This window comes from Mesorhizobium sp. PL10 (genome assembly GCF_053714315.1).
Window position 1 is genome coordinate 1 of record NZ_JBSKBR010000005.1, and the last position, 18,403, is coordinate 18,403.

Sequence of the window (18,403 nt, forward strand, 5' to 3'; positions counted from 1 at the left end):
AAGAGAGCCTGAGGCGGCTCGCCAAGCGCTACGGGATCAACCAGAAGACGGTCGCGAAGTGCGCGGCAAGAAGGTCGGCGCACTGGCAGCCTGCGAGCCGGAGGTCACCCTTGCGGGCGGCACCTATATCGACCTGTCGCCCACCGACGCCTATGTGGACGGTACCATGGTTTCAGCCAAAGGATGGACCGCACTTGCCGCTTTCATCCGCGAGTGTCTGAAGGTGCTGGGTACGGAAATCCGCCACAACTAGGACGATTTCCGGGAAAGGACGTAGCGCTTGTATCCGTTGTTCGGTGAGGAGTTCGCAGGGAGACACCGGCAGCATGATGCACCGCGATCAGGTCCATATCGATGCCAATATCGTTCGCGAGATGGTCTTCGGCCAGTTCCCGGAATATCGCCACGAGCGGATCGAGCAGGTCGGCACGATTGGTACTGTCAATGCAATCTTCAGGATTGGATCGAGTGTAGCAGCAAGATTCCCCCTGCGCGCAATGGAGCCAGTCGCGTGCGCCAATATCCTGCGCAACGAAGCCGCAGCCATGACGGAGTTTGCTACGCATTCTCCGGTTGCGTGTCCTCGACCGATCGGGCTTGGTCAACCAGGTCCGCTCTATCCGTTACCGTGGGCAATGCAGACCTGGATAGAAGGTGACGTCGCCACGCAAGATGGGCTCGCTGCTTCCACGGCCTTCGCACTGGATATCGCCAACCTGATTGCGTCGCTACGCGCAGCGAACACACATGGCCGTCGTTTTGATGGGGAAGGGAGGGGCGGCAGCCTTCCTCAACACGACGACTGGATGTCGATCTGTTTCAAGAACAGCGAGGGGCTCTTGGACGTGTCTCGGCTCCGTCGCATTTGGGCTCGGCTTCGTGAACTGCCGCAGTCCGGTCTCGACGTCATGAGCCACCGCGATCTTATTCCGGCGAACCTCCTCGTGCGAGGGGACCGCCTTGTTGGTGTGCTCGACACCGGCAGCTTCGGACCGGCCGATCCGGCCTTGGATCTTGTTGCCGCATGGCATCTGCTGGACCGCAGCCGGCGCGAAACCGTGCGTAGCCATCTTGGATCAAGCGACGTCGAGTGGCAGCGCGGAGCGGCATGGGCTTTCCAACAGGCAATGGGCTTGGTCTGGTATTACCGGAGCACCAACCCCGCCCTGAGTGCGCTTGGCCGCACCACGCTCTCCCGTATCATCGACGATGTGGAAGTCTGATCCGAACATGGGCGTCGGTCGGGTCAGTAATACCTCGAGCGGCTCGAAGGCATTGAGCCCGTTCCTTCGCGAACGCCCGGGACCAGCGTGGCTGGAGGTGATAAGCCGCGCCCGGCGCGCGGCGAAAACCCTACTCGGCAGGCGTCTCCGATGGCGCGTCTGCCGGCTTCGAAGGCTCGGCCTCGGCCCGGGGCTTGCGCGGTGAAAACAGCGACCTGACCGTGACGTAGAACACCGGCGTCAGGAACAGGCCGACGAAGGTGACGCCGAGCATGCCGGAGAACACCGCGGTGCCGAGCGACTGTCGCATTTCAGCGCCCGGGCCCGTTGCGATCATCAGCGGCACGACGCCGAGAATGAACGCGAAGGCGGTCATCAGGATCGGCCGCAGCCTGAGCCGGCAGGCTTCGACGGCAGCCTCGGCGGCCGACAGGCCGCGTTCCTGCGCCTGCCGCGCGAATTCGACGATCAGGATAGCGTTCTTGGCGGCAAGCCCGATCAGCACGATGAGGCCGATCTGGACGAGGATGTTGTTGTCCAGCCCTCGGAACCACACGCCGAGCAGCGCCGCGAGCACGCCGAGCGGCACCACCAGCACAATGGCGAATGGCAGCACCCAGCTTTCATATTGCGCCGCCAGCGCCAGGAACACGAACAGCACCGACAGTCCGAAGATATAGACAGCGGCATTGCCGGTATTGCGCTCCTGATAGGCGAGCTCGGTCCATTCATAGGAGGTACCGGCCGGCAGTGTCGCTGCGGTGATCTTTTCCATCGATGCCAGCGCGTCGCCGGTGGAAACGCCAGGCGCGGCGTTGCCCTGCAGCGGCACCGAGACATACATGTTGTAGCGCTGGACCAGAGCCGGGCCGGTGACGTCGCGGATCTCGATCAACGTGCCGAGCGGGACCAGCGCCCCGGTCGCCGAGCGCACCTTCAGTTTCAGGATGTCGGCGCGATCGAGGCGGAACGCCTGGTCGGCCTGCGCCCGCACCTGGTAGACGCGCCCGAAAGCGTTGAAGTCGTTGACGTAGGCGGTGCCCAGATTGATCGACAGCGTCTCGAAGATGTTGGGGATCGGCACGTTCAGGATGCGCGCCTTGTCGCGATCGATCGCCAGGAAGAATTGCGGGCTCGACGCCGAGAAGGTGGTGAACACGCCCGTCAGCCCCGGCGTCTTGTTGGCCTTCCCGGCGATTTCGTAGGCAAGCGCCAGGATTTGGCGCATGTCGGCGCTGTTGCGCTCCTGGATCTGCAGCTTGAAGCCACCGGCATTGCCGACGCCGCGGATCGGCGGCGGCGGCAGTGCGATGATGAAGGCTTCCTTGATGCTTTGCAGGCTGCCGAACAGATTGCCGATGACCTGGGTCGCCGACTGGCCGGCTTTCAGCCGCTCGTCAAAGGGCCTGAACCTGGCGAAGATCACGCCTGCGTTGCTGGCGTTGGTGAAGGTCGCGCCGGAGAAGCCGGCGAAGGCGACGGCGTAGTCGACGCCTGGCGTTTTCTGGATGATCTGCGACGCCTGCTGGATGACGGCGTCGGTCCTCGACAGCGAGGCGCCGTCCGGCAACTGGATGACGACGATCGCATAGCCCTGGTCGAGCGAGGGAATGAAACCGCGCGGCACCGTCTGCACCATGTAGACCGTGGCGTAGATGAGGGCCGCGAAAACGGCCAACATGGCGCCGATCGTTATCCACGAGCCGACCAGCACGCGGATGATGCTCGAATACCAATGGGCGAGCCTGTCGAAGCCGCGATTGAAGCCGTCGGCCAGCATCCGTCCGAAGCGCGCCACGAAAAAGCGCGGCGGCGCCGCCGCGGCGTGGTGCGGCTTGAACAGCAGTGCGGCCAGCGCCGGCGAAAGCGTCAGTGAATTGAATGCCGAGATCGCCGTCGACACCGCGATGGTGATCGCAAACTGCAGGTAGAACTGCCCGGAAATGCCGGGGATGAAGGCTGTCGGTACGAACACGGCTATCAGCACCAGCGAGATCGCGATGACCGCCGTGCCGACTTCGTCCATGGTCAGGTGCGACGCCGGATTGGGCGCCAGCCCCGCGGCGATATTGCGCTCGACGTTTTCGACCACGACAATCGCATCGTCGACGACGATGCCGATCGCCAGAACCAGGCCGAACAGCGTCAGCATGTTGAGCGAGAAGCCGGCGCCGTAAAGCACCGCCAGCGTGCCGATCAGCGACACCGGGATCGCCACGATCGGCACGATCGCCATGCGCCAGGATTGCAGGAAGACGATGATGACGATGATGACCAGCACCATCGCCTCAAGGATGGTCTTGTAGACCTCCTGGATCGACTCGGCGACGAACTCGGTCGGATTGTAGACGATGTCGTAGCTCAAGCCCTTCGGGAAGTCGGCTGAAAGCTCCTTCATCTTGTCCTGGATCTCCTCGGCTGCGGCGAGCGCATTGGTGCCCGGCCGCTGGAAGATGGCGAGCGCCACCGCCGGTTTGCCGTTGAGATAGGAGTTGGTGACGTAATCCTTGGCGCCGAGCTCGATGCGCGCCACGTCCTGCAGCGAGATCAGGCGGCCGTCCTCGGTCGATTTGACGATCACGTATCGGAAGTCGCGTGCGTCGTCGAAGCGGCCTTGCGTGGTGACCGTGTACTGGAACGCCGCGCCGGTGTTGGTCGGCGGCGCGCCGATCGAACCACCCGACACCTGCACGTTCTGGTCGCGCAGCGCCTGCACCACATCGCCAGAGGTCATCCCCAGGGCCGACAGTTTTTCCGGATCGAGCCAGATGCGCAGCGAATATTCGCGTTCGCCGAAGATGATGAGGTCGCCGACGCCGTCCAGCCTGAGCAATATGTCGCGCACCCGCGAGCGGGCGTAGTTCGAGACGTAGAGCTGGTCGTATGTATTGTCGGGCGACAGCATGTGCACGACCATCATCAGGTCGGGCGAGCTCTTGGTGGTGGTGATACCGAGGCGGCGGACTTCTTCGGGCAGGCGCGGCTCGGCGACCGACACGCGGTTCTGCACCAGCACCTGCGCCTGGTCGAGGTCGGTGCCCAGCTTGAAGGTGATGGTCAGCGCCATCGCCCCGTCGCCCGACGAATAGGACGACATATAGAGCATGCCCTCGACGCCGTTGATCTCCTGCTCGATCGGCGTTGCCACCGTGGCTGCGACCGTCTCGGCGTCGGCGCCCGGATACTGCGCGCGAACGACGATGGTCGGTGGCGCGATCTCCGGATATTGCGCGACGGGCAGCTGGGTATAGGCAATCCCGCCGAGGATCAGCAGGACGATCGAAACGACCGATGCGAAGATCGGACGGTCGACGAAGAAATGGGCGAACCTCATTGCTGCAACCCGGCGGTCTCGACCTTGGGCGGCAACGTCACCATCTCGACCTTGACCTTGGTGCCTGGCCTGGCGTGCATCAGCCCGTTGACGATGATCGTCTCGTCGCCGGTCAGGCCCGCGCGGATCACCCGGTAGCCGTCGAGAAGCGGGCCGGTGCGCACGGGCTTCGCCGACACCATCCCGGCCTCATCCACCAGGAACACGATGCGGCGATCCTGATCGGCGCCGATCGCCTCGTCGGGCACCAGCACGCCGCTATGCGGCAGCGACCCCGGCACGTTGATGCGCCCGAACATGCCTGGCTGGAGAATGCCGTCGGCGTTGGGGAACGTTGCACGCACCCGCAAGGTGCCGGTCGCGTTGTCGATCCGGTTCTCGGCAAAATCGAGCTTGCCTTTGAATGCCGCCTCCTGGCGGTCGGCGACGCGAACCACCACATCGAGCCCGCCGGCGCCTTCCTGCATCGAGCCGCCGCGCTCCTTCGCGTCACGGGCGTAGCTGAAATACAGGCGCTCATCGACGTCGAAATAGAAGTCGATCGGATCGCGTGTGACGATGGTCGTCAGCAAGGTGGAATCCGGCTGCACGAGGTTGCCGACCGATACCAGCCGGCGGTCGATGCGGCCGGACAAGGGCGCCTTGATCTCCGTGAATTCCATGTTCAGGCTGGCCGTCGTCAGCGCAGCCGTCGCGCCCTGCATCTGCGCCTGCGCCGAAAGGTATTCCCGCCGGCGGTCGTCGACCGTCGCGGTTGAGATATTGCCGGTCTTGGCCAGTTCGTCGGCGCGATCTAGCTGCATCTTGGAGAATTCGAGAAGACTCTTGGCGACGTCCACTTGCGATTTGGCGGCATCATAAGCCGCCTGGTACGGACGCTGGTCGATGGTGAAGAGCAGGTCGCCCTTGTTGACCAGTGCGCCGTCCTGGAAGCTGACCTTGTCCAGATAGCCGCTGACGCGCGAGCGGATGGCGACCTGGTCGACGGCGTCGAAGCGCCCGACGAACTCATCGTCTTCGACGATTTCACGAACCACCGGCTTTGCCGCCGTTACCACGGGCAGCGGCTGGTCCTGCGCAAACACAGTGCTGCTGAAAGCCATGCCGAAGAGGAATGCCGCCGACACGGCGACGCGTGCGAGGCAGCCGACCGATCGACAGGGTCGCCCGCCCGCGTCGCGGTGCAACTGCCCATTGCCTGGGGTGTCCATTTGCGTCCCTCGTTCGCTGGACCCGGAGGTCGGTTGATCCGCTTTTACGCTCAGGCTTTCGTCGAGATCAGGGCATTGCATTGTTGTGCACGGCAACATGATCATTTTCCATGTGAGCTGAAATGTCCACCCTCTGGCTGCTCCGCCACCCGCCACTGGCCTTGTTCAAACGTTAAAGCCGCCATTCCGCTCTGCATCATCTCTTGTCTGCGGCGTTCTCCTGCCGCCTAGAAGGCGGTCCAGCCGGCAAGACAGACCACCCTGAGACGAATGACGAGTGCATTGGCGAGTGGCAAAATAGTTCCGCCCACAAACCTTGGAACAATCTTGCAGCCATACGGTTTCTACCGTCGAAGGAGACACTCCATGCTTAGATTCCTTATCCACCTCGGCGCGATTTATGCGGCATTCCAGATCGGCAGAGAGTTCGGCCGCAAGGAGACCGAAGTCATGCTCTTGCCGCCCGTTGATTATGAGCGGCGCCCGACATTGAGAAACGAAGCTGAGTTCGGAGAGGTTTAGGACCGCTCGATCCTCAGGGGTGACTGCCGTGGTCGTGAAAGCTGCAACTGCATTGGGCCGGCGGTGACGCAGACAATGGGGAGGGGCACAAGCAGCGCATGAACCGGGGGCCGCTCGACGACGAGGTTGGGAGGGTCCCGGTCCGGCTTGAGACAGGCGAACTCGTCAGATATCGAGAGGCACAAGTGCAAAACTCATGTATGCGCTACTCCTAACATTGCGTGCCGGGCGGATGGGTCTAATCATATACGGCAACGCGGGGGAATGCGGTGGTTGCCAATCGTCGAAACGACATCCCATCGTCTGAGCGAGGGCTAGGACGCTTTCTTGCGGCCGGGACGGCCCATCCGCGCACGGCTCTGCCCACCGTCGCAACTGTCGTCACGACGGTTGCTGCGCTGTATTTCGGTCGCGAGGTTTTTCTCCCGATTGCAATCGCGTTGCTCTTGACCTTTGCGTTGGCGCCGGTTGTTGCCGGGCTGAAACGCACCGGCCTGCCTCGGCTGCCCGCAGTTCTGCTCAGCGTAATTGGCGCGTTCGCGGCTCTGGGCCTGTTCAGCTTCATTGTCGCGACGCAGGTGAGCGAGCTTGCCCAGAACATTTCGGCCTACCAGGCTAATATTCTGACCAAAGTCCGTTCGCTCAAGGAAACGGGCGTCGGTGGCGGCATCATTGCAAGGCTGAGCGACGTGATCGAGCGTGTCGGTCAGGAGATTGATAAGCAGGAGGTGCCGCCGCCCGCGACCGACAAGCCCCGGCGCGAACCGGTTCCGGTCGAGATTGTGGCGCGCGAGCGACCTCTCGAGGTCTTGCAGAACATCATAGGACCATTGATCAGCCCGCTGGCCTCGGCGGGCCTGATCATCATCGTGGTTATCTTCATGTTGCTGGAGCGGGAGGATCTGCGCGACAGGTTCATTCGCCTGGTCGGTTACGGAGATCTCCATCGCACGACAGAAGCATTGCAGGATGCAGGCAAGCGGGTCGGCCGCTATCTGCTCATGCAGATGGTGGTCAACATTGTCTACGCCATCCCCATTGCGATCGGGCTTTGGGTGCTTGGCATTCCCAACGCACTGCTGTGGGGATTGCTGGCACTGGCGCTTCGCTTCGTTCCCTATATCGGTCCCGTGATCGGCGCGCTGCTGCCTTTGTTCCTTGCCTTGGCCGTGGCACCAGGCTGGTCGCTGGTGCTGTGGACCGCTGCCCTGTTCATCGTGATGGAACTGGTTACCGGCAATGTCGTCGAACCGTGGCTCTACGGTTCGCGCACGGGACTGTCGCCTTTGGCCATCATCGTCGCGGCGATCTTCTGGACATGGCTGTGGGGGCCGCTCGGCCTGGTCCTTTCGACGCCGCTGACGGTTTGTCTCGTGGTGCTCGGCCGACACGTTCCGCAGTTCGAATTTCTTGACGTCCTGTTTGGCAACGAGCCTGTGCTCGAACCTCACGCCCGGCTCTATCAGCGTCTCCTGGCCGGCGATCCGGACGAAGCCACCGACCATGCCGAGGAAATCCTCGAGGAGAAGTATCTGATCGATTTCTACGACAAGGTCGCCATTCCTGCTCTCCTGTTGGGCGAGCAGGATCGTATGCGTGGCGTGATGGGCGATCAGCAGCAAAGGCAGGTGGCGGCGAGCGCCCAGATTCTCGTCGCAAATCTTGCCGACGATGCACTGGAAGAGGCAAGCGAGGAAGATGAGCCTGCAGCCACCGCGGAAGGGACCGTGAGCAAGGAACTGGACGGCGTCGAAGAGGAAGAGATCGAGCTGCCCGATGGCAAGGACATGTCGGTGCTTTGTGCCGGCGGTCGCGGGGAACTCGATGATGCCGCTGCCGCCATGCTCGCTCAGGTGCTGGAGGTGCAAGGTGCAACAGTGGCGAAGGCGAGTTTCGTCGATATCGAGCCGGCAGCTATTCGTCGTCTCGACCTCGAAACCATTGACACCGTCGTGGTCGGCTTCCTGAACCGGGACTCCCTCAAGCATGCTCGCTTTCTGGTCCGCCGACTGAAACGCGCCAAGGCAGGATTGAGAATTGGGATTGTGTTCTGGTCGGATGTGGAGCAGGGCGATGCCGGGCAAGAAGGGCAAGCCCTGGCCGCCGACATCAGTGCCGATTTTGTCGCCAATGGCATGGTCAACGCTGTGCTTGGCGCGCTGTCTCCAGCGCCGGCCGTTCCCCTCAAAGTCGTCTCGAAACGCCGCGATCGACGTCGTCCGGCCCCTCGAAAACGAGCCACGGCTCAGGCGACTGCTGCAACGGCCTAGCCACGAATTTATGTGTCAGGCTGCTGCGCCGGCGCTGGGATGTCAGGTTCTGTCGGGGGGGGGTGCCAATGATGCGCGGCTCGCGGTCGTGCTGAGGTCCCGCAACCAAATAGCAAAACGCCTGCCTTGTACGGGCCGTCTTGGTTTGTGATCATGCGAAAGGTAAGGGGCTGGGAGTCAGTTCCCCGTGAACCCCCGTAGACAGGAGCCATCGTGGACGCCAGACCCAATTCCCCAGAGGCACGTGACATCCGCTACCACCTGCATGGCTATACCAACGCCCGCAAACATCAGGAGTCGGGTCCGCTCATCATCGAAAAGGGCGATGGCATCTATGTCGAGGACCTGGCCGGCAATCGATACATCGAAGCGATGGCGGGCTTGTGGAGCGTAGCCGTCGGATTCTCGGAAAAGCGGCTGGTCGACGCCGCCACGCGGCAGATGTCGAAGCTGCCCTACTATCACGACTTTGGTTCGAAATCGCATTCGCCGCTTGTCGACCTGGCCGAGAAGCTGGTTCAGATGGCGCCGGTTGCGATGAGCAAGGCGTATTTCACCAATTCGGGCTCCGAGGCCAACGACACGGCGATGAAGATGATCTGGTACCGGTCGAATGCGCTCGGCCAGCCAGTTCGCAAGAAGATCATCAGCCGCAAACGCGGCTATCACGGCGTGACGATTGCCTCGGCCAGCCTGACCGGGCTGCCCAACAACCATCTTTCATTCGATTTGCCGATCGCCAACGTGCTCCACACATCGGCGCCGCATTACTGGCGTGATGCGGAGCCGGGTGAAAGCGAAGAACAGTTCTCCAACCGTCTTGCCGATGATCTGGAGACGCTGATCCTCGCCGAGGGACCCGAGACCATCGCCGCCTTTTTCGGCGAGCCGATCATGGGCGCGGGCGGGGTCATCGTTCCTCCGGCAGGCTATTGGGAGAAGGTCCAGGCGGTGCTGTCGAAATACGACATCCTGCTCGTCGCCGACGAGGTCATCTGTGGCTTTGGCCGGACAGGCGAGATGTTCGGCTCGCAGACCTTCGGCATCAAGCCCGACATAATGGTGCTGTCCAAGCAGATCTCGTCGTCTTACCTGCCGATATCGGCGCTGCTCATCAATGAGAAGGTGTTCGAGCCAATCGCGGACGAAAGCGACCGCATCGGTACGTTCGGGCATGGCTTCACGGGCGGCGGCCATCCCGTCGCCGCGGCCGTGGCGCTGGAGAATCTCAAGCTGATCGAGGAGCGCGACCTTGTCGGCAACGCGCGTACGGTCGGTGCGCACATGCAGGCACGGTTGCGCAAGCTCGCTTCGCATCCGCTCGTCGGAGAGGTGCGTGGTGTGGGTTTGATCGCCGCCGTCGAACTGGTCGCCGATCGGACCAGCAAGGCGCCGTGGGGGAAGCCCGCCGCGCTTGGCGGACTGGTCAACGGGTTCCTGCAGCAGAACGGGGTGATCTCGCGCAACATGAGCGATGCGATTGCCTTCTGCCCGCCGCTCATCATTACCGAGCCCCAGGTCGATACGCTGATCGATGCTTTCGAGCGGTCGCTCGCCGCCGCTATGCCGCAGGTTCGGCCGCCGGACTGAAACAAGGTCTGTGATTGCAGGCGAGCCTTGATGTGCCACGATCGTCATCGAGCGACGCGTGGGCGGAAGAAGTCAAATCCTGCCCGTGTGGTTTGGTCCAACTGACTGGACCATGCCGCATTGCACAATTTTTCTACTTAAGCAGAATGCCACGCATGATCCGCTCCCCACTCGCCGTCCTGGTGATCGATGAAAACCGCATCCGTGCCTCGATCATCGAGGCAGGCTTGCGTGAGGCCGGGCATGAGCGGGTGACGGTTATCCATGATGTGACCGGCATCGCACGCCGCATTGCCGAGATCGAGCCGGATGTCATCGTTATCGATCTCGAAAATCCGAACCGCGACATGCTGGAGAGCATGTTCCAGCTTTCACGCGCTGTGAAGCGGCCGATCGCCATGTTCGTCGACCGCTCCGACCAGGCCTCGATCGAGGCGGCGGTCGATGCCGGCGTGTCGGCGTATGTCGTCGATGGTCTCAGGCAGGAGCGCGTCAAGCCGATCCTCGACATGGCGGTCAGTCGTTTCAACGCTTTCTCGCGCATGGCGCGCGAACTGGAAGAGGTTCGCGGCGAGCTCGAGAATCGCAAGGTGATCGATCGCGCCAAGGGCATATTGATGAAATCGCGCGGCCTGACCGAAGAGGCCGCCTACACGCTGCTGCGCAAGACGGCGATGAACCAGAACCGCAAGATCAGCGACATCGCCCAGAGCCTGGTGACCGCCGCGGGATTGCTAGGACCGATGGGGGACGAATGAGCATGACAGCTGCGCATCAGATCACCGCCGGCTTCATGCCGCTTTTCGACAGCGCCGTGCTGGTCGCTGCGCGCGAGTTGGGTTTCGCAGCTCGCGAAGGGGTGGAATTAAAGCTGCAACGCGAGACATCCTGGGCCAATATCCGCGACCGCATCGCCATTGGCCACTTCGACGTTGCCCATATGCTGGGGCCGATGCCGCTTGCCTGCAGCCTTGGCCTGACGCCGCTCGCCTCCGACACCGTCGTGCCGTTCTCCTTAGGCCTTGGCGGCAACTGCGTCACCGTCTCCAACGCGGTCTGGGGCGGCATGGCAGCACATGGCGCCGAGCCGGATCTCGACCCGGCGCGCGCCGGAGCAGCACTTGGCGCATTTATCCGCGAGCGGGCAGCAGCTGGCCGAGAGCCGCTGCGCTTTGCCGTCGTGCACCCGCATTCCGGGCACAATTACGAACTGCGCTACTGGCTTGCCGCCTGCGGCATCGATCCGCAGCGCCAGATCGAGATCGTCATCGTGCCGCCGCCCTTCATGGCTGACGCCTTGGCCACTGGGCGCATCGACGGCTATTGCGTCGGCGAACCCTGGAACAGCGCCGCGGTTGCCGCAGGCACCGGCCATATCGTCACCGTCAAGGCGCTGCTGTGGAAGAACAGCCCGGAGAAGGTGATCGGCGCGCGCAAGGCCTGGGCCGAGGAAAATCCGCAGGCGCTGGCGGCGCTTCTGAGAGCGCTGCATCATTCCGCCCGCTGGTGTCAGGATGCGGCAAACCGAGCGGACCTGGCCTCGCTGATGGCGGAGCCTAGCTTCCTCGGCCAGCCGTCGGCGATCCAGATGCCTGTCCTCACCGGGCATCTCCAGCTTGGCGGCGGCGCGGAGCGGACGGTCGAGGATTTCTTCGTGCCGTTCGACAACGCGGCGAACTTTCCGTGGAAGAGCCATGTGCTGTGGTTCTACACGCAGATGGTGCGCTGGGGCGACATCGCGCACACGCCGGAAAACCTCGCCATCGCCAGCAATTGCTACCGGCCCGACCTCTACCGCGCGGCACTGAAGCCGCTTGGCGTGGCGCTGCCCGGCGCCAACGCCAAGGTCGAGGGCGCGCTGAAGACGTCAACGCCGGTCGGCTCGGCGGGGGCGAGCCTGGTGCTCGGCCCGGACGGCTTCTTCGACGGCCAGATCTTCGATCCCGATAAGATCGACGCCTACATTGCCAGCCAGAAATCGGGCCTGCTCCGGGCTTGATCATTTTCACGCCATTCTTGTGCATTGCACAAAAAATGTGCGTGCAAATGCTCTAATGAACAATCTTTGGCCTCCCGGCCCTATGAGCCGGCGTGATGGGAATCGCTTTGGATTGCTGATTTCATTGATGTTTTGTCGCCTGTTCAGAACTGGCACGGTTCCTGCTTTGAAATAATCAGGCCCTCGCGGGTCACGGAACAGGCGTCCAAAGGCGGGCGCCAAAAAGGCAAAGCTGCCGCTCAGGTCTACACGCGATCCCGGATGTACGGACGCGAGGCCTGGACGGCAGCTTTTTTGTTTTGAGCCAATCGACGGCGCCCTCGCTTTCAACCGGAGACGACGATGAAGAAGACGATGAAGCAATGGATCGGGACGGGCACGTCGCTCAAGGATGTGACGCGTCGCGATTTTCTTGTCAGCAGTGCTATGACCGCCGGCCTGTTCATGGCGGCTCGCAAGCTCTTCCCCTCGGGCGCCTATGCCGCCACCGCTGCTCCGGAAGTCACCGGCGCCAAGCTCGGCTTCATCGCGCTGACCGATGCGGCACCTCTGATAATTGCCAAGGAGAAGGGGCTGTTCGCCAAACACGGCATGCCCGATGTCGAGGTGCTCAAGCAGGCCTCCTGGGGCGCGACGCGTGACAATCTGATGCTCGGCGGCGAAGCCAACGGCATCGACGGAGCCCACATCCTGACGCCGCTGCCTTACCTGATGCACACCGGCAAGGTGACGCAGAACAACCAGCCTATGCCGATGGCGATCGTGGCGCGGCTCAATTACGACTGCCAGGGCATTTCGGTGGCGCAGGAATATGCCGCCACCGGCGTCGGCCTCGATGCTTCCAAGCTAATGGATGCCTTCGCCGCCAAGAAGGCGGCCCGCAAGGAGGTCAAGGCCGCCATGACCTTCCCAGGTGGCACTCACGATCTGTGGCTGCGCTACTGGCTGGCTGCCGGCGGCATCGATCCCGACAAGGACGTCTCGACCATCGTCGTGCCGCCGCCGCAGATGGTCGCCAACATGAAGGTCGGCAACATGGACGTCTTCTGCGTCGGTGAGCCGTGGAACGAACAGCTCGTTCACCAAGGCGTCGGCTTCACTGCCGCCACGACAGGCGAGTTGTGGAAAGGCCATCCGGAAAAGGCGCTCGGCCTGCGCGCCGAATTCATCGACAAATACCCGAACGCAACCAAGGCGATCGTGATGGCCGTCATGGAGGCCCAGCAATGGTGCGAGGCCAGCGAGAACAAGGACGAGATGGCCGCCATCATCGGCAAGCGGCAGTGGATGAACGTGCCCGTCGCGGACATTATCGGCCGCCTCAAGGGCGACATCAACTACGGCAATGGCCGTGTCGCCACCGCCACCGATCTCTACATGAAATTCTGGAAGGGCGGCGTCTCCTATCCCTACAAGAGCCACGACAGCTGGTTCCTCGCCGAAAACATCCGTTGGGGAAAATTCGCGCCGACAACCGACATCAAGGCGCTGGTCGATCAGGTCAACCGCGAGGATATCTGGCGCGAGGCGGCCAGGGACCTCGGCGTCGCAGCGGCCGATATTCCGGCGTCGTCGTCGCGTGGTGTCGAGACCTTCTTCGACGGCAAGATCTTCGATCCGGCCAATCCGTCCGCCTATCTCGACAGCCTGAAGATCAAGGCGTTGGCCTAAGCTGGCGCAAACGGCGCAAGCCGTCTGTCGCCCCAGCGCAACGGCGCCTTCGCGCCGTTGTCGCTCGCACCACCCAAGGAGCTTTCCCAGACATGTCGATCCAGACTATCGAGGACACCAAGTTGAAGGCGTTTCCCGCCAAGCCGGCCGCGGTGATCGCTTTCACCGCCAAGGCGCGGCGCCGCTTCGACCCGGTCGCCATAGCCGGGAGATTGGCCACCGCCCTGGTGCCGCCGGTCATCGTCATCGTATTCATGCTGGTCGTCTGGCAGATCGCCTGCTCGTCGCCCACCGCAAGCCTGCCGCCGCCCAGCCAGGTCTGGAACGAGGCCTATGATCTGATAGCCCATCCGTTCTTCAACAACGGCCCGCAGGATATCGGGCTGGCGTGGCGGGTGCTGATCTCGCTGCAGCGCGTCGCCATCGGCTTTGGCCTGGCCGCGGTCGTTGGCGTCGCGCTCGGCGCGCTGGTCGGCCAGTCGATCTGGGCGATGCGTGGCCTCGACCCGGTGTTCCAGATCCTGCGGACCGTACCGCCGCTGGCTTGGCTGCCGCTGTCACTTGCTGCATTCCGCGATTCCAGCCCGTCGGCGCTGTTCGTCATCTTCATCACCTCGATCTGGCCGATCATCATCAACACCGCCGTCGGTGTGCGCAACATCCCGCAGGATTACCGCAACGTCTCGCGCATCCTGCGGCTCAACCAGTTCGAATTCTTCGTCAAGATCATGGTGCCGGCGGCCGCACCTTACATCTTCACCGGCCTGAGGATCGGCATTGGTCTGTCCTGGCTCGCCATCGTCGCCGCCGAAATGCTGACCGGCGGCGTCGGCATCGGCTTCTTCATCTGGGACGCCTGGAACTCATCGCGGCTGCCCGACATCATCGTCGCGCTCGCCTATATCGGCGTCACCGGCTTCTGCCTCGACCGGCTGGTCGCGGCGGTCGGCGCCTTCGTCACCCGCGGCACAACGGCAAAGTGAGGAGAGGGTGATGAAAGCCTATCTGAAGCTCGACCATATCGACAAATCCTTTGTCCGCGGGAGCCAGGTCAGCGAGGTGCTGAAGGACATCAGGCTGACCATCGACAAGGGCGAATTTGTCTCGATCATCGGTCATTCCGGCTGCGGCAAGTCGACCTTGCTCAACCTCATCGCCGGGCTGATCAAAGTTTCCGCCGGTGCCGTGCTGCTCGAAGACAAGGAGGTCGACAGCCCCGGACCCGAACGCGCCGTGGTGTTCCAGAACCACAGCCTGCTGCCGTGGCTGACTGTCTACGAGAACATCAGTCTGGCGGTATCGAAGGTCTTCGGACGTTCGAAGAGCAAAGCCGAACGACATGACTGGATCATGCGCAATCTCGATCTCGTGCAGATGGCGCATGCAAGGGACAAGCGGCCGGCTGAAATATCGGGCGGCATGAAGCAGCGCGTCGGCATTGCCCGCGCTCTCGCCATGGAACCGAAGATCCTGCTGCTCGATGAGCCCTTCGGTGCGCTCGACGCGTTGACCCGCGCCCATCTGCAAGACGCGGTGATGGACATCCATTCCAGGCTTGGCTCGACGACGATCATGATCACCCATGATGTCGACGAGGCGGTGCTGTTGTCCGACCGCATCGTCATGATGACCAATGGCCCGGCGGCGACCATCGGCGAGGTGCTTGCTGTGCCGCTGGCCCGGCCGCGCCGACGCGTCGAACTCTCTTCCGACCGGACCTTCCTGCGCTGCCGCGAGGCGGTGCTGAAGTTCCTCTACGAACGCCACCGCTTCGTCGAAGCCGCGGAGTAACGTCATGAGCGAAAGACTCGTCATCATCGGCAACGGCATGGCCCCCGGGCGCATGCTGGAGCACCTTTTCGAGCAAGCGCCCGGGCGCTACCAGGTCACCATCTTCAACGCCGAGCCGCGGGTGAACTACGACCGCATCATGCTGTCGCCGGTGCTGTCGGGCGAAAAGGCATTTGAGGAAATCATCATCCACGGCGACGGCTGGTACATCGCCAACGGCATCACCCTCTACAAGGGTCACAAGATCATCGCCATCGACCGGGCGGCGAAGACCGTTACGTCCGATCACGGCGTCACCGAGCCCTACGACAAGCTCGTCATCGCCACCGGCTCGGTGCCGTTCATCATTCCGGTACCCGGCCATGATCTGCCGGGTGTGCTGACCTATCGCGACCTCGACGACGTGCAGGCGATGATGCTTGCCGCGCAGTCGCGGGCCAAGGCCGTGGTCATCGGTGGCGGCCTGCTCGGGCTCGAGGCGGCGGCCGGTCTCAACGCCCAAGGCATGGACGTCACCGTGCTGCATGTCATGCCGACACTGATGGAGCGCCAGCTCGATCCAGCAGCCGGTTATCTCCTGCAGCGCGCCGTCGAGGAGCGCGGCATCAAGGTCATCACCCAGGCCAACACCCAGGCGATCACCGGCAACGGCAAGGTCGGCCAAGTGGAACTGGCCGACGGCACCGTCATTCCGGCAACGCTGGTGGTCATGGCGGTCGGCATCAGGCCGAATTCGGCGTTGGCGAAACAGGCCGGCATCGCCGTCAATCGCGGCATCGTCGTCGACGCCGGCATGCGCAGCAACGCCCCCGATATCTATGCGCTCGGTGAATGCGCCGAGGTCAACGGCCAGGTCTATGGGCTGGTAGCACCCCTCTACGAGATGGCGCGCGTTGCCGCGAGCCAGCTTGCAGGCAACGAGGCGGCGGCCTTCGTCCATATGGACACGCCGACCAAGCTCAAGGTCACCGGCATCGACCTGTTTTCGCTCGGCGACTTTGCCGAAGGCGAGGATCGCCAGGAGATCGTGCTGCGCGACGCGGCGGCCGGCGTCTACAAGCGTCTGGTGCTGAAGGACGACCGCATCATCGGCACCGTGCTCTACGGCGAGACGGCGGACGGCGCCTGGTTCAACGACCTCAAGAAGAAGCAGACCGATATTACGCAAATGCGCGACACGCTGATCTTCGGCCAGTCATACCAGGGGGGTGCCCCGCTGGACCCTATGGCGGCCGTTGCAGCCTTGCCGGATGATGCGGAAATCTGCGGCTGCAACGGCGTTTGCAAGGGCAAGATCACAGGCGCGATTTCAGGCAAAGGCCTGACTTCGCTCGATGATGTGCGCGCCCACACCAAGGCGTCGGCCTCCTGCGGCTCTTGCACCGGGCTGGTCGAGAAGCTGATGGTGTTGACCATTGGCGACAAATACAACCCGGCCGCCGTACAGCCGATGTGCGGCTGCACCACGCTCGGCCATGACGAGGTTCGGCGGCTGATCATCGCCAAGAGCCTGAGGACCATTCCGGCCGTCATGCAGGAGTTGGAATGGACGACCTCCTGCGGCTGCGCCAAATGCCGGCCGGCGCTCAACTACTATCTCGTCTGCGACTGGCCGGATGATTACGCCGACGACTACCAGTCGCGCTTCATCAACGAGCGTGTCCACGCCAACATCCAGAAAGACGGCACCTATTCGGTGGTACCGCGCATGTGGGGTGGCGTGACAAACGCCGCGGAACTCCGCGCCATCGCCGACGTCGTCGACAAGTTCGAGATCCCCATGGTCAAGGTCACCGGCGGCCAGCGCATCGATATGCTGGGTATCCGCAAGGAGGACCTGCCGGCGGTGTGGGCCGATCTCGGCCAGGCGGGCTTCGTCTCCGGCCATGCCTATGCCAAGGGGTTGCGCACGGTGAAGACCTGCGTCGGCTCCGGCTGGTGCCGCTTCGGCACGCAGGATTCGACGGGGCTCGGCATCCGCATCGAGAAATTCATGTGGGGCTCGTGGACGCCGGCCAAGGTCAAGATGGCGGTGTCGGGGTGCCCGAGGAATTGCGCCGAGGCGACGTGCAAGGATGTCGGCGTCATCTGCGTCGACAGTGGCTACGAGATCCACTTCGCCGGTGCGGCCGGCCTCGACATCAAGGGCACCGAGGTGCTCGGCCTTGTGAAGACAGAAGACGAGGCGCTGGAGCATATCGTGGCGCTGACGCAGATGTATCGCGAGCAGGGCCGCTATCTCGAGCGCATCTACAAATGGGCAAAGCGCATCGGCATTCCCGAGATCAAGCGCCAGATCATGGACGATGGCGAGAAGCGCAAGGCCTATTACGAGCGCTTCGTCTTCAGCCAGAAATTCGCCCAGGTCGACCCGTGGTCGGAGCGCGTTTCAGGCAAGGACAAGCACGAGTTCAGGCCGATGGCCTCGGTCGGATTTGCGCAGGCGGCGGAGTGATGGAGATGAACTGGATTGCAATCGGCGCCATGTCCGACATCCCTCGCCGTGGCGCGCGTTGCGTCGACACGCCGGAAGGCAAGATCGCCGTCTTCCGCACGGCGGACGATCAGGTTTATGCCATCGACGACCATTGCCCGCACAAGGGAGGGCCGCTCAGCCAGGGCATCGTGCATGGCACGGCGGTGACCTGTCCCCTGCACAATTGGGTGATTTCGCTGGAGACGGGCAGGGCGCTCGGCGCCGATGAGGGCGCCGTGCGCACCATTCCCGTCAGGATTGAGGGCGAGCGTCTGTTCATCGCGCTCGAAGCGCTTGCCAGCCGCGCGGCCTGAAA

13 protein-coding genes and 1 pseudogene are annotated in these 18,403 nt (G+C 62.9%); 12 read left to right on the top strand and 2 right to left on the bottom strand.

Going from position 1 to position 18,403, the window contains the following annotated elements:
* Both ACWGTO_RS09945 and ACWGTO_RS09950 read left to right on the top strand, forming a co-directional pair.
* A pseudogene (locus ACWGTO_RS09945) lies at nt 1-253 on the top strand (hypothetical protein); the annotation flags it as partial.
* 73 nt (nt 254-326) lie between these two features.
* Entirely contained in the window at nt 327-1,223 is an 897-nt protein-coding gene (locus ACWGTO_RS09950; RefSeq protein WP_454574685.1) for an aminoglycoside phosphotransferase family protein, read from the top strand.
* A 130-nt stretch (nt 1,224-1,353) separates the two neighbouring features.
* Here the strand turns inward: ACWGTO_RS09950 and ACWGTO_RS09955 are convergent, their stop codons facing one another.
* Together ACWGTO_RS09955 and ACWGTO_RS09960 are read right to left on the bottom strand one after the other, a co-directional pair.
* Nucleotides 1,354-4,557: an efflux RND transporter permease subunit gene (locus ACWGTO_RS09955; RefSeq protein WP_454574686.1), complete on the bottom strand. Its 3,204-nt coding sequence runs from the start codon at nt 4,555-4,557 to the stop codon at nt 1,354-1,356.
* On the bottom strand, nt 4,554-5,660 hold the full coding sequence (locus ACWGTO_RS09960; protein ID WP_454574931.1) for an efflux RND transporter periplasmic adaptor subunit: 1,107 nt from the start codon (nt 5,658-5,660) through the stop codon (nt 4,554-4,556). The genes ACWGTO_RS09955 and ACWGTO_RS09960 overlap by 4 nt, the downstream gene beginning before the upstream one ends.
* Before the next feature lie 474 nt (nt 5,661-6,134).
* On the opposite strand from ACWGTO_RS09960, the gene ACWGTO_RS09965 reads away from it, so the two are divergent.
* The 10 genes from ACWGTO_RS09965 to nirD all read left to right on the top strand — a co-directional run bounded on the left by ACWGTO_RS09965 (nt 6,135) and on the right by nirD (nt 18,401).
* The gene (locus ACWGTO_RS09965) at nt 6,135-6,290 is read left to right on the top strand and encodes a hypothetical protein (protein ID WP_454574687.1); all 156 of its coding nucleotides are present in this window, start codon (nt 6,135-6,137) and stop codon (nt 6,288-6,290) included.
* A 269-nt stretch (nt 6,291-6,559) separates the two neighbouring features.
* The gene (locus ACWGTO_RS09970; RefSeq protein ID WP_454574688.1) at nt 6,560-8,560 is read left to right on the top strand and encodes an AI-2E family transporter; all 2,001 of its coding nucleotides are present in this window, start codon (nt 6,560-6,562) and stop codon (nt 8,558-8,560) included.
* A gap of 213 nt (nt 8,561-8,773) precedes the next feature.
* The gene (locus ACWGTO_RS09975; protein ID WP_454574689.1) at nt 8,774-10,150 is read left to right on the top strand and encodes an aspartate aminotransferase family protein; all 1,377 of its coding nucleotides are present in this window, start codon (nt 8,774-8,776) and stop codon (nt 10,148-10,150) included.
* Between the two features lie 155 nt (nt 10,151-10,305).
* Entirely contained in the window at nt 10,306-10,908 is a 603-nt protein-coding gene (locus ACWGTO_RS09980) for an ANTAR domain-containing response regulator (protein ID WP_454574690.1), read from the top strand.
* Nucleotides 10,909-10,910: 2 nt separating this feature from the next.
* Nucleotides 10,911-12,149, top strand: a complete 1,239-nt coding sequence (locus tag ACWGTO_RS09985; RefSeq protein ID WP_454574691.1) for a CmpA/NrtA family ABC transporter substrate-binding protein — start codon at nt 10,911-10,913, stop codon at nt 12,147-12,149.
* A gap of 342 nt (nt 12,150-12,491) precedes the next feature.
* Nucleotides 12,492-13,820, top strand: coding sequence for a CmpA/NrtA family ABC transporter substrate-binding protein (locus tag ACWGTO_RS09990; RefSeq protein WP_454574692.1), 1,329 nt, complete (start codon nt 12,492-12,494; stop codon nt 13,818-13,820).
* A gap of 92 nt (nt 13,821-13,912) precedes the next feature.
* The gene (gene ntrB / locus ACWGTO_RS09995; protein ID WP_454574693.1) at nt 13,913-14,803 is read left to right on the top strand and encodes a nitrate ABC transporter permease; all 891 of its coding nucleotides are present in this window, start codon (nt 13,913-13,915) and stop codon (nt 14,801-14,803) included.
* A gap of 10 nt (nt 14,804-14,813) precedes the next feature.
* On the top strand, nt 14,814-15,611 hold the full coding sequence (locus ACWGTO_RS10000; protein WP_454574694.1) for an ABC transporter ATP-binding protein: 798 nt from the start codon (nt 14,814-14,816) through the stop codon (nt 15,609-15,611).
* Nucleotides 15,612-15,615: 4 nt separating this feature from the next.
* Complete coding sequence (nirB, locus tag ACWGTO_RS10005) at nt 15,616-18,066, top strand: nitrite reductase large subunit NirB (RefSeq protein ID WP_454574695.1); 2,451 nt, start codon at nt 15,616-15,618, stop codon at nt 18,064-18,066.
* 5 nt (nt 18,067-18,071) lie between these two features.
* Nucleotides 18,072-18,401 (top strand): nitrite reductase small subunit NirD, encoded by a 330-nt coding sequence (nirD, locus tag ACWGTO_RS10010; protein ID WP_454574696.1) that lies wholly within the window; start codon nt 18,072-18,074, stop codon nt 18,399-18,401.
* Nucleotides 18,402-18,403 lie beyond the last annotated feature (2 nt).

Excerpts from the sequence above, each read along its gene's own strand:
- ACWGTO_RS09990 (WP_454574692.1), top strand. The coding sequence starts at position 12,492 with ATGAAGAAGACGATGAAGCAATGGATCGGGACGGGCACGTCGCTCAAG.
- nirB (WP_454574695.1), top strand. The coding sequence starts at position 15,616 with ATGAGCGAAAGACTCGTCATCATCGGCAACGGCATGGCCCCCGGGCGC.
- ACWGTO_RS09950 (WP_454574685.1), top strand. The coding sequence starts at position 327 with ATGATGCACCGCGATCAGGTCCATATCGATGCCAATATCGTTCGCGAG.
- ntrB (WP_454574693.1), top strand. The coding sequence starts at position 13,913 with ATGTCGATCCAGACTATCGAGGACACCAAGTTGAAGGCGTTTCCCGCC.
- ACWGTO_RS10000 (WP_454574694.1), top strand. The coding sequence starts at position 14,814 with ATGAAAGCCTATCTGAAGCTCGACCATATCGACAAATCCTTTGTCCGC.
- nirD (WP_454574696.1), top strand. The coding sequence starts at position 18,072 with ATGAACTGGATTGCAATCGGCGCCATGTCCGACATCCCTCGCCGTGGC.
- ACWGTO_RS09955 (WP_454574686.1), bottom strand. The coding sequence starts at position 4,557 with ATGAGGTTCGCCCATTTCTTCGTCGACCGTCCGATCTTCGCATCGGTC.
- ACWGTO_RS09965 (WP_454574687.1), top strand. The coding sequence starts at position 6,135 with ATGCTTAGATTCCTTATCCACCTCGGCGCGATTTATGCGGCATTCCAG.
- ACWGTO_RS09980 (WP_454574690.1), top strand. The coding sequence starts at position 10,306 with ATGATCCGCTCCCCACTCGCCGTCCTGGTGATCGATGAAAACCGCATC.
- ACWGTO_RS09960 (WP_454574931.1), bottom strand. The coding sequence starts at position 5,660 with ATGGCTTTCAGCAGCACTGTGTTTGCGCAGGACCAGCCGCTGCCCGTG.
- ACWGTO_RS09985 (WP_454574691.1), top strand. The coding sequence starts at position 10,911 with ATGACAGCTGCGCATCAGATCACCGCCGGCTTCATGCCGCTTTTCGAC.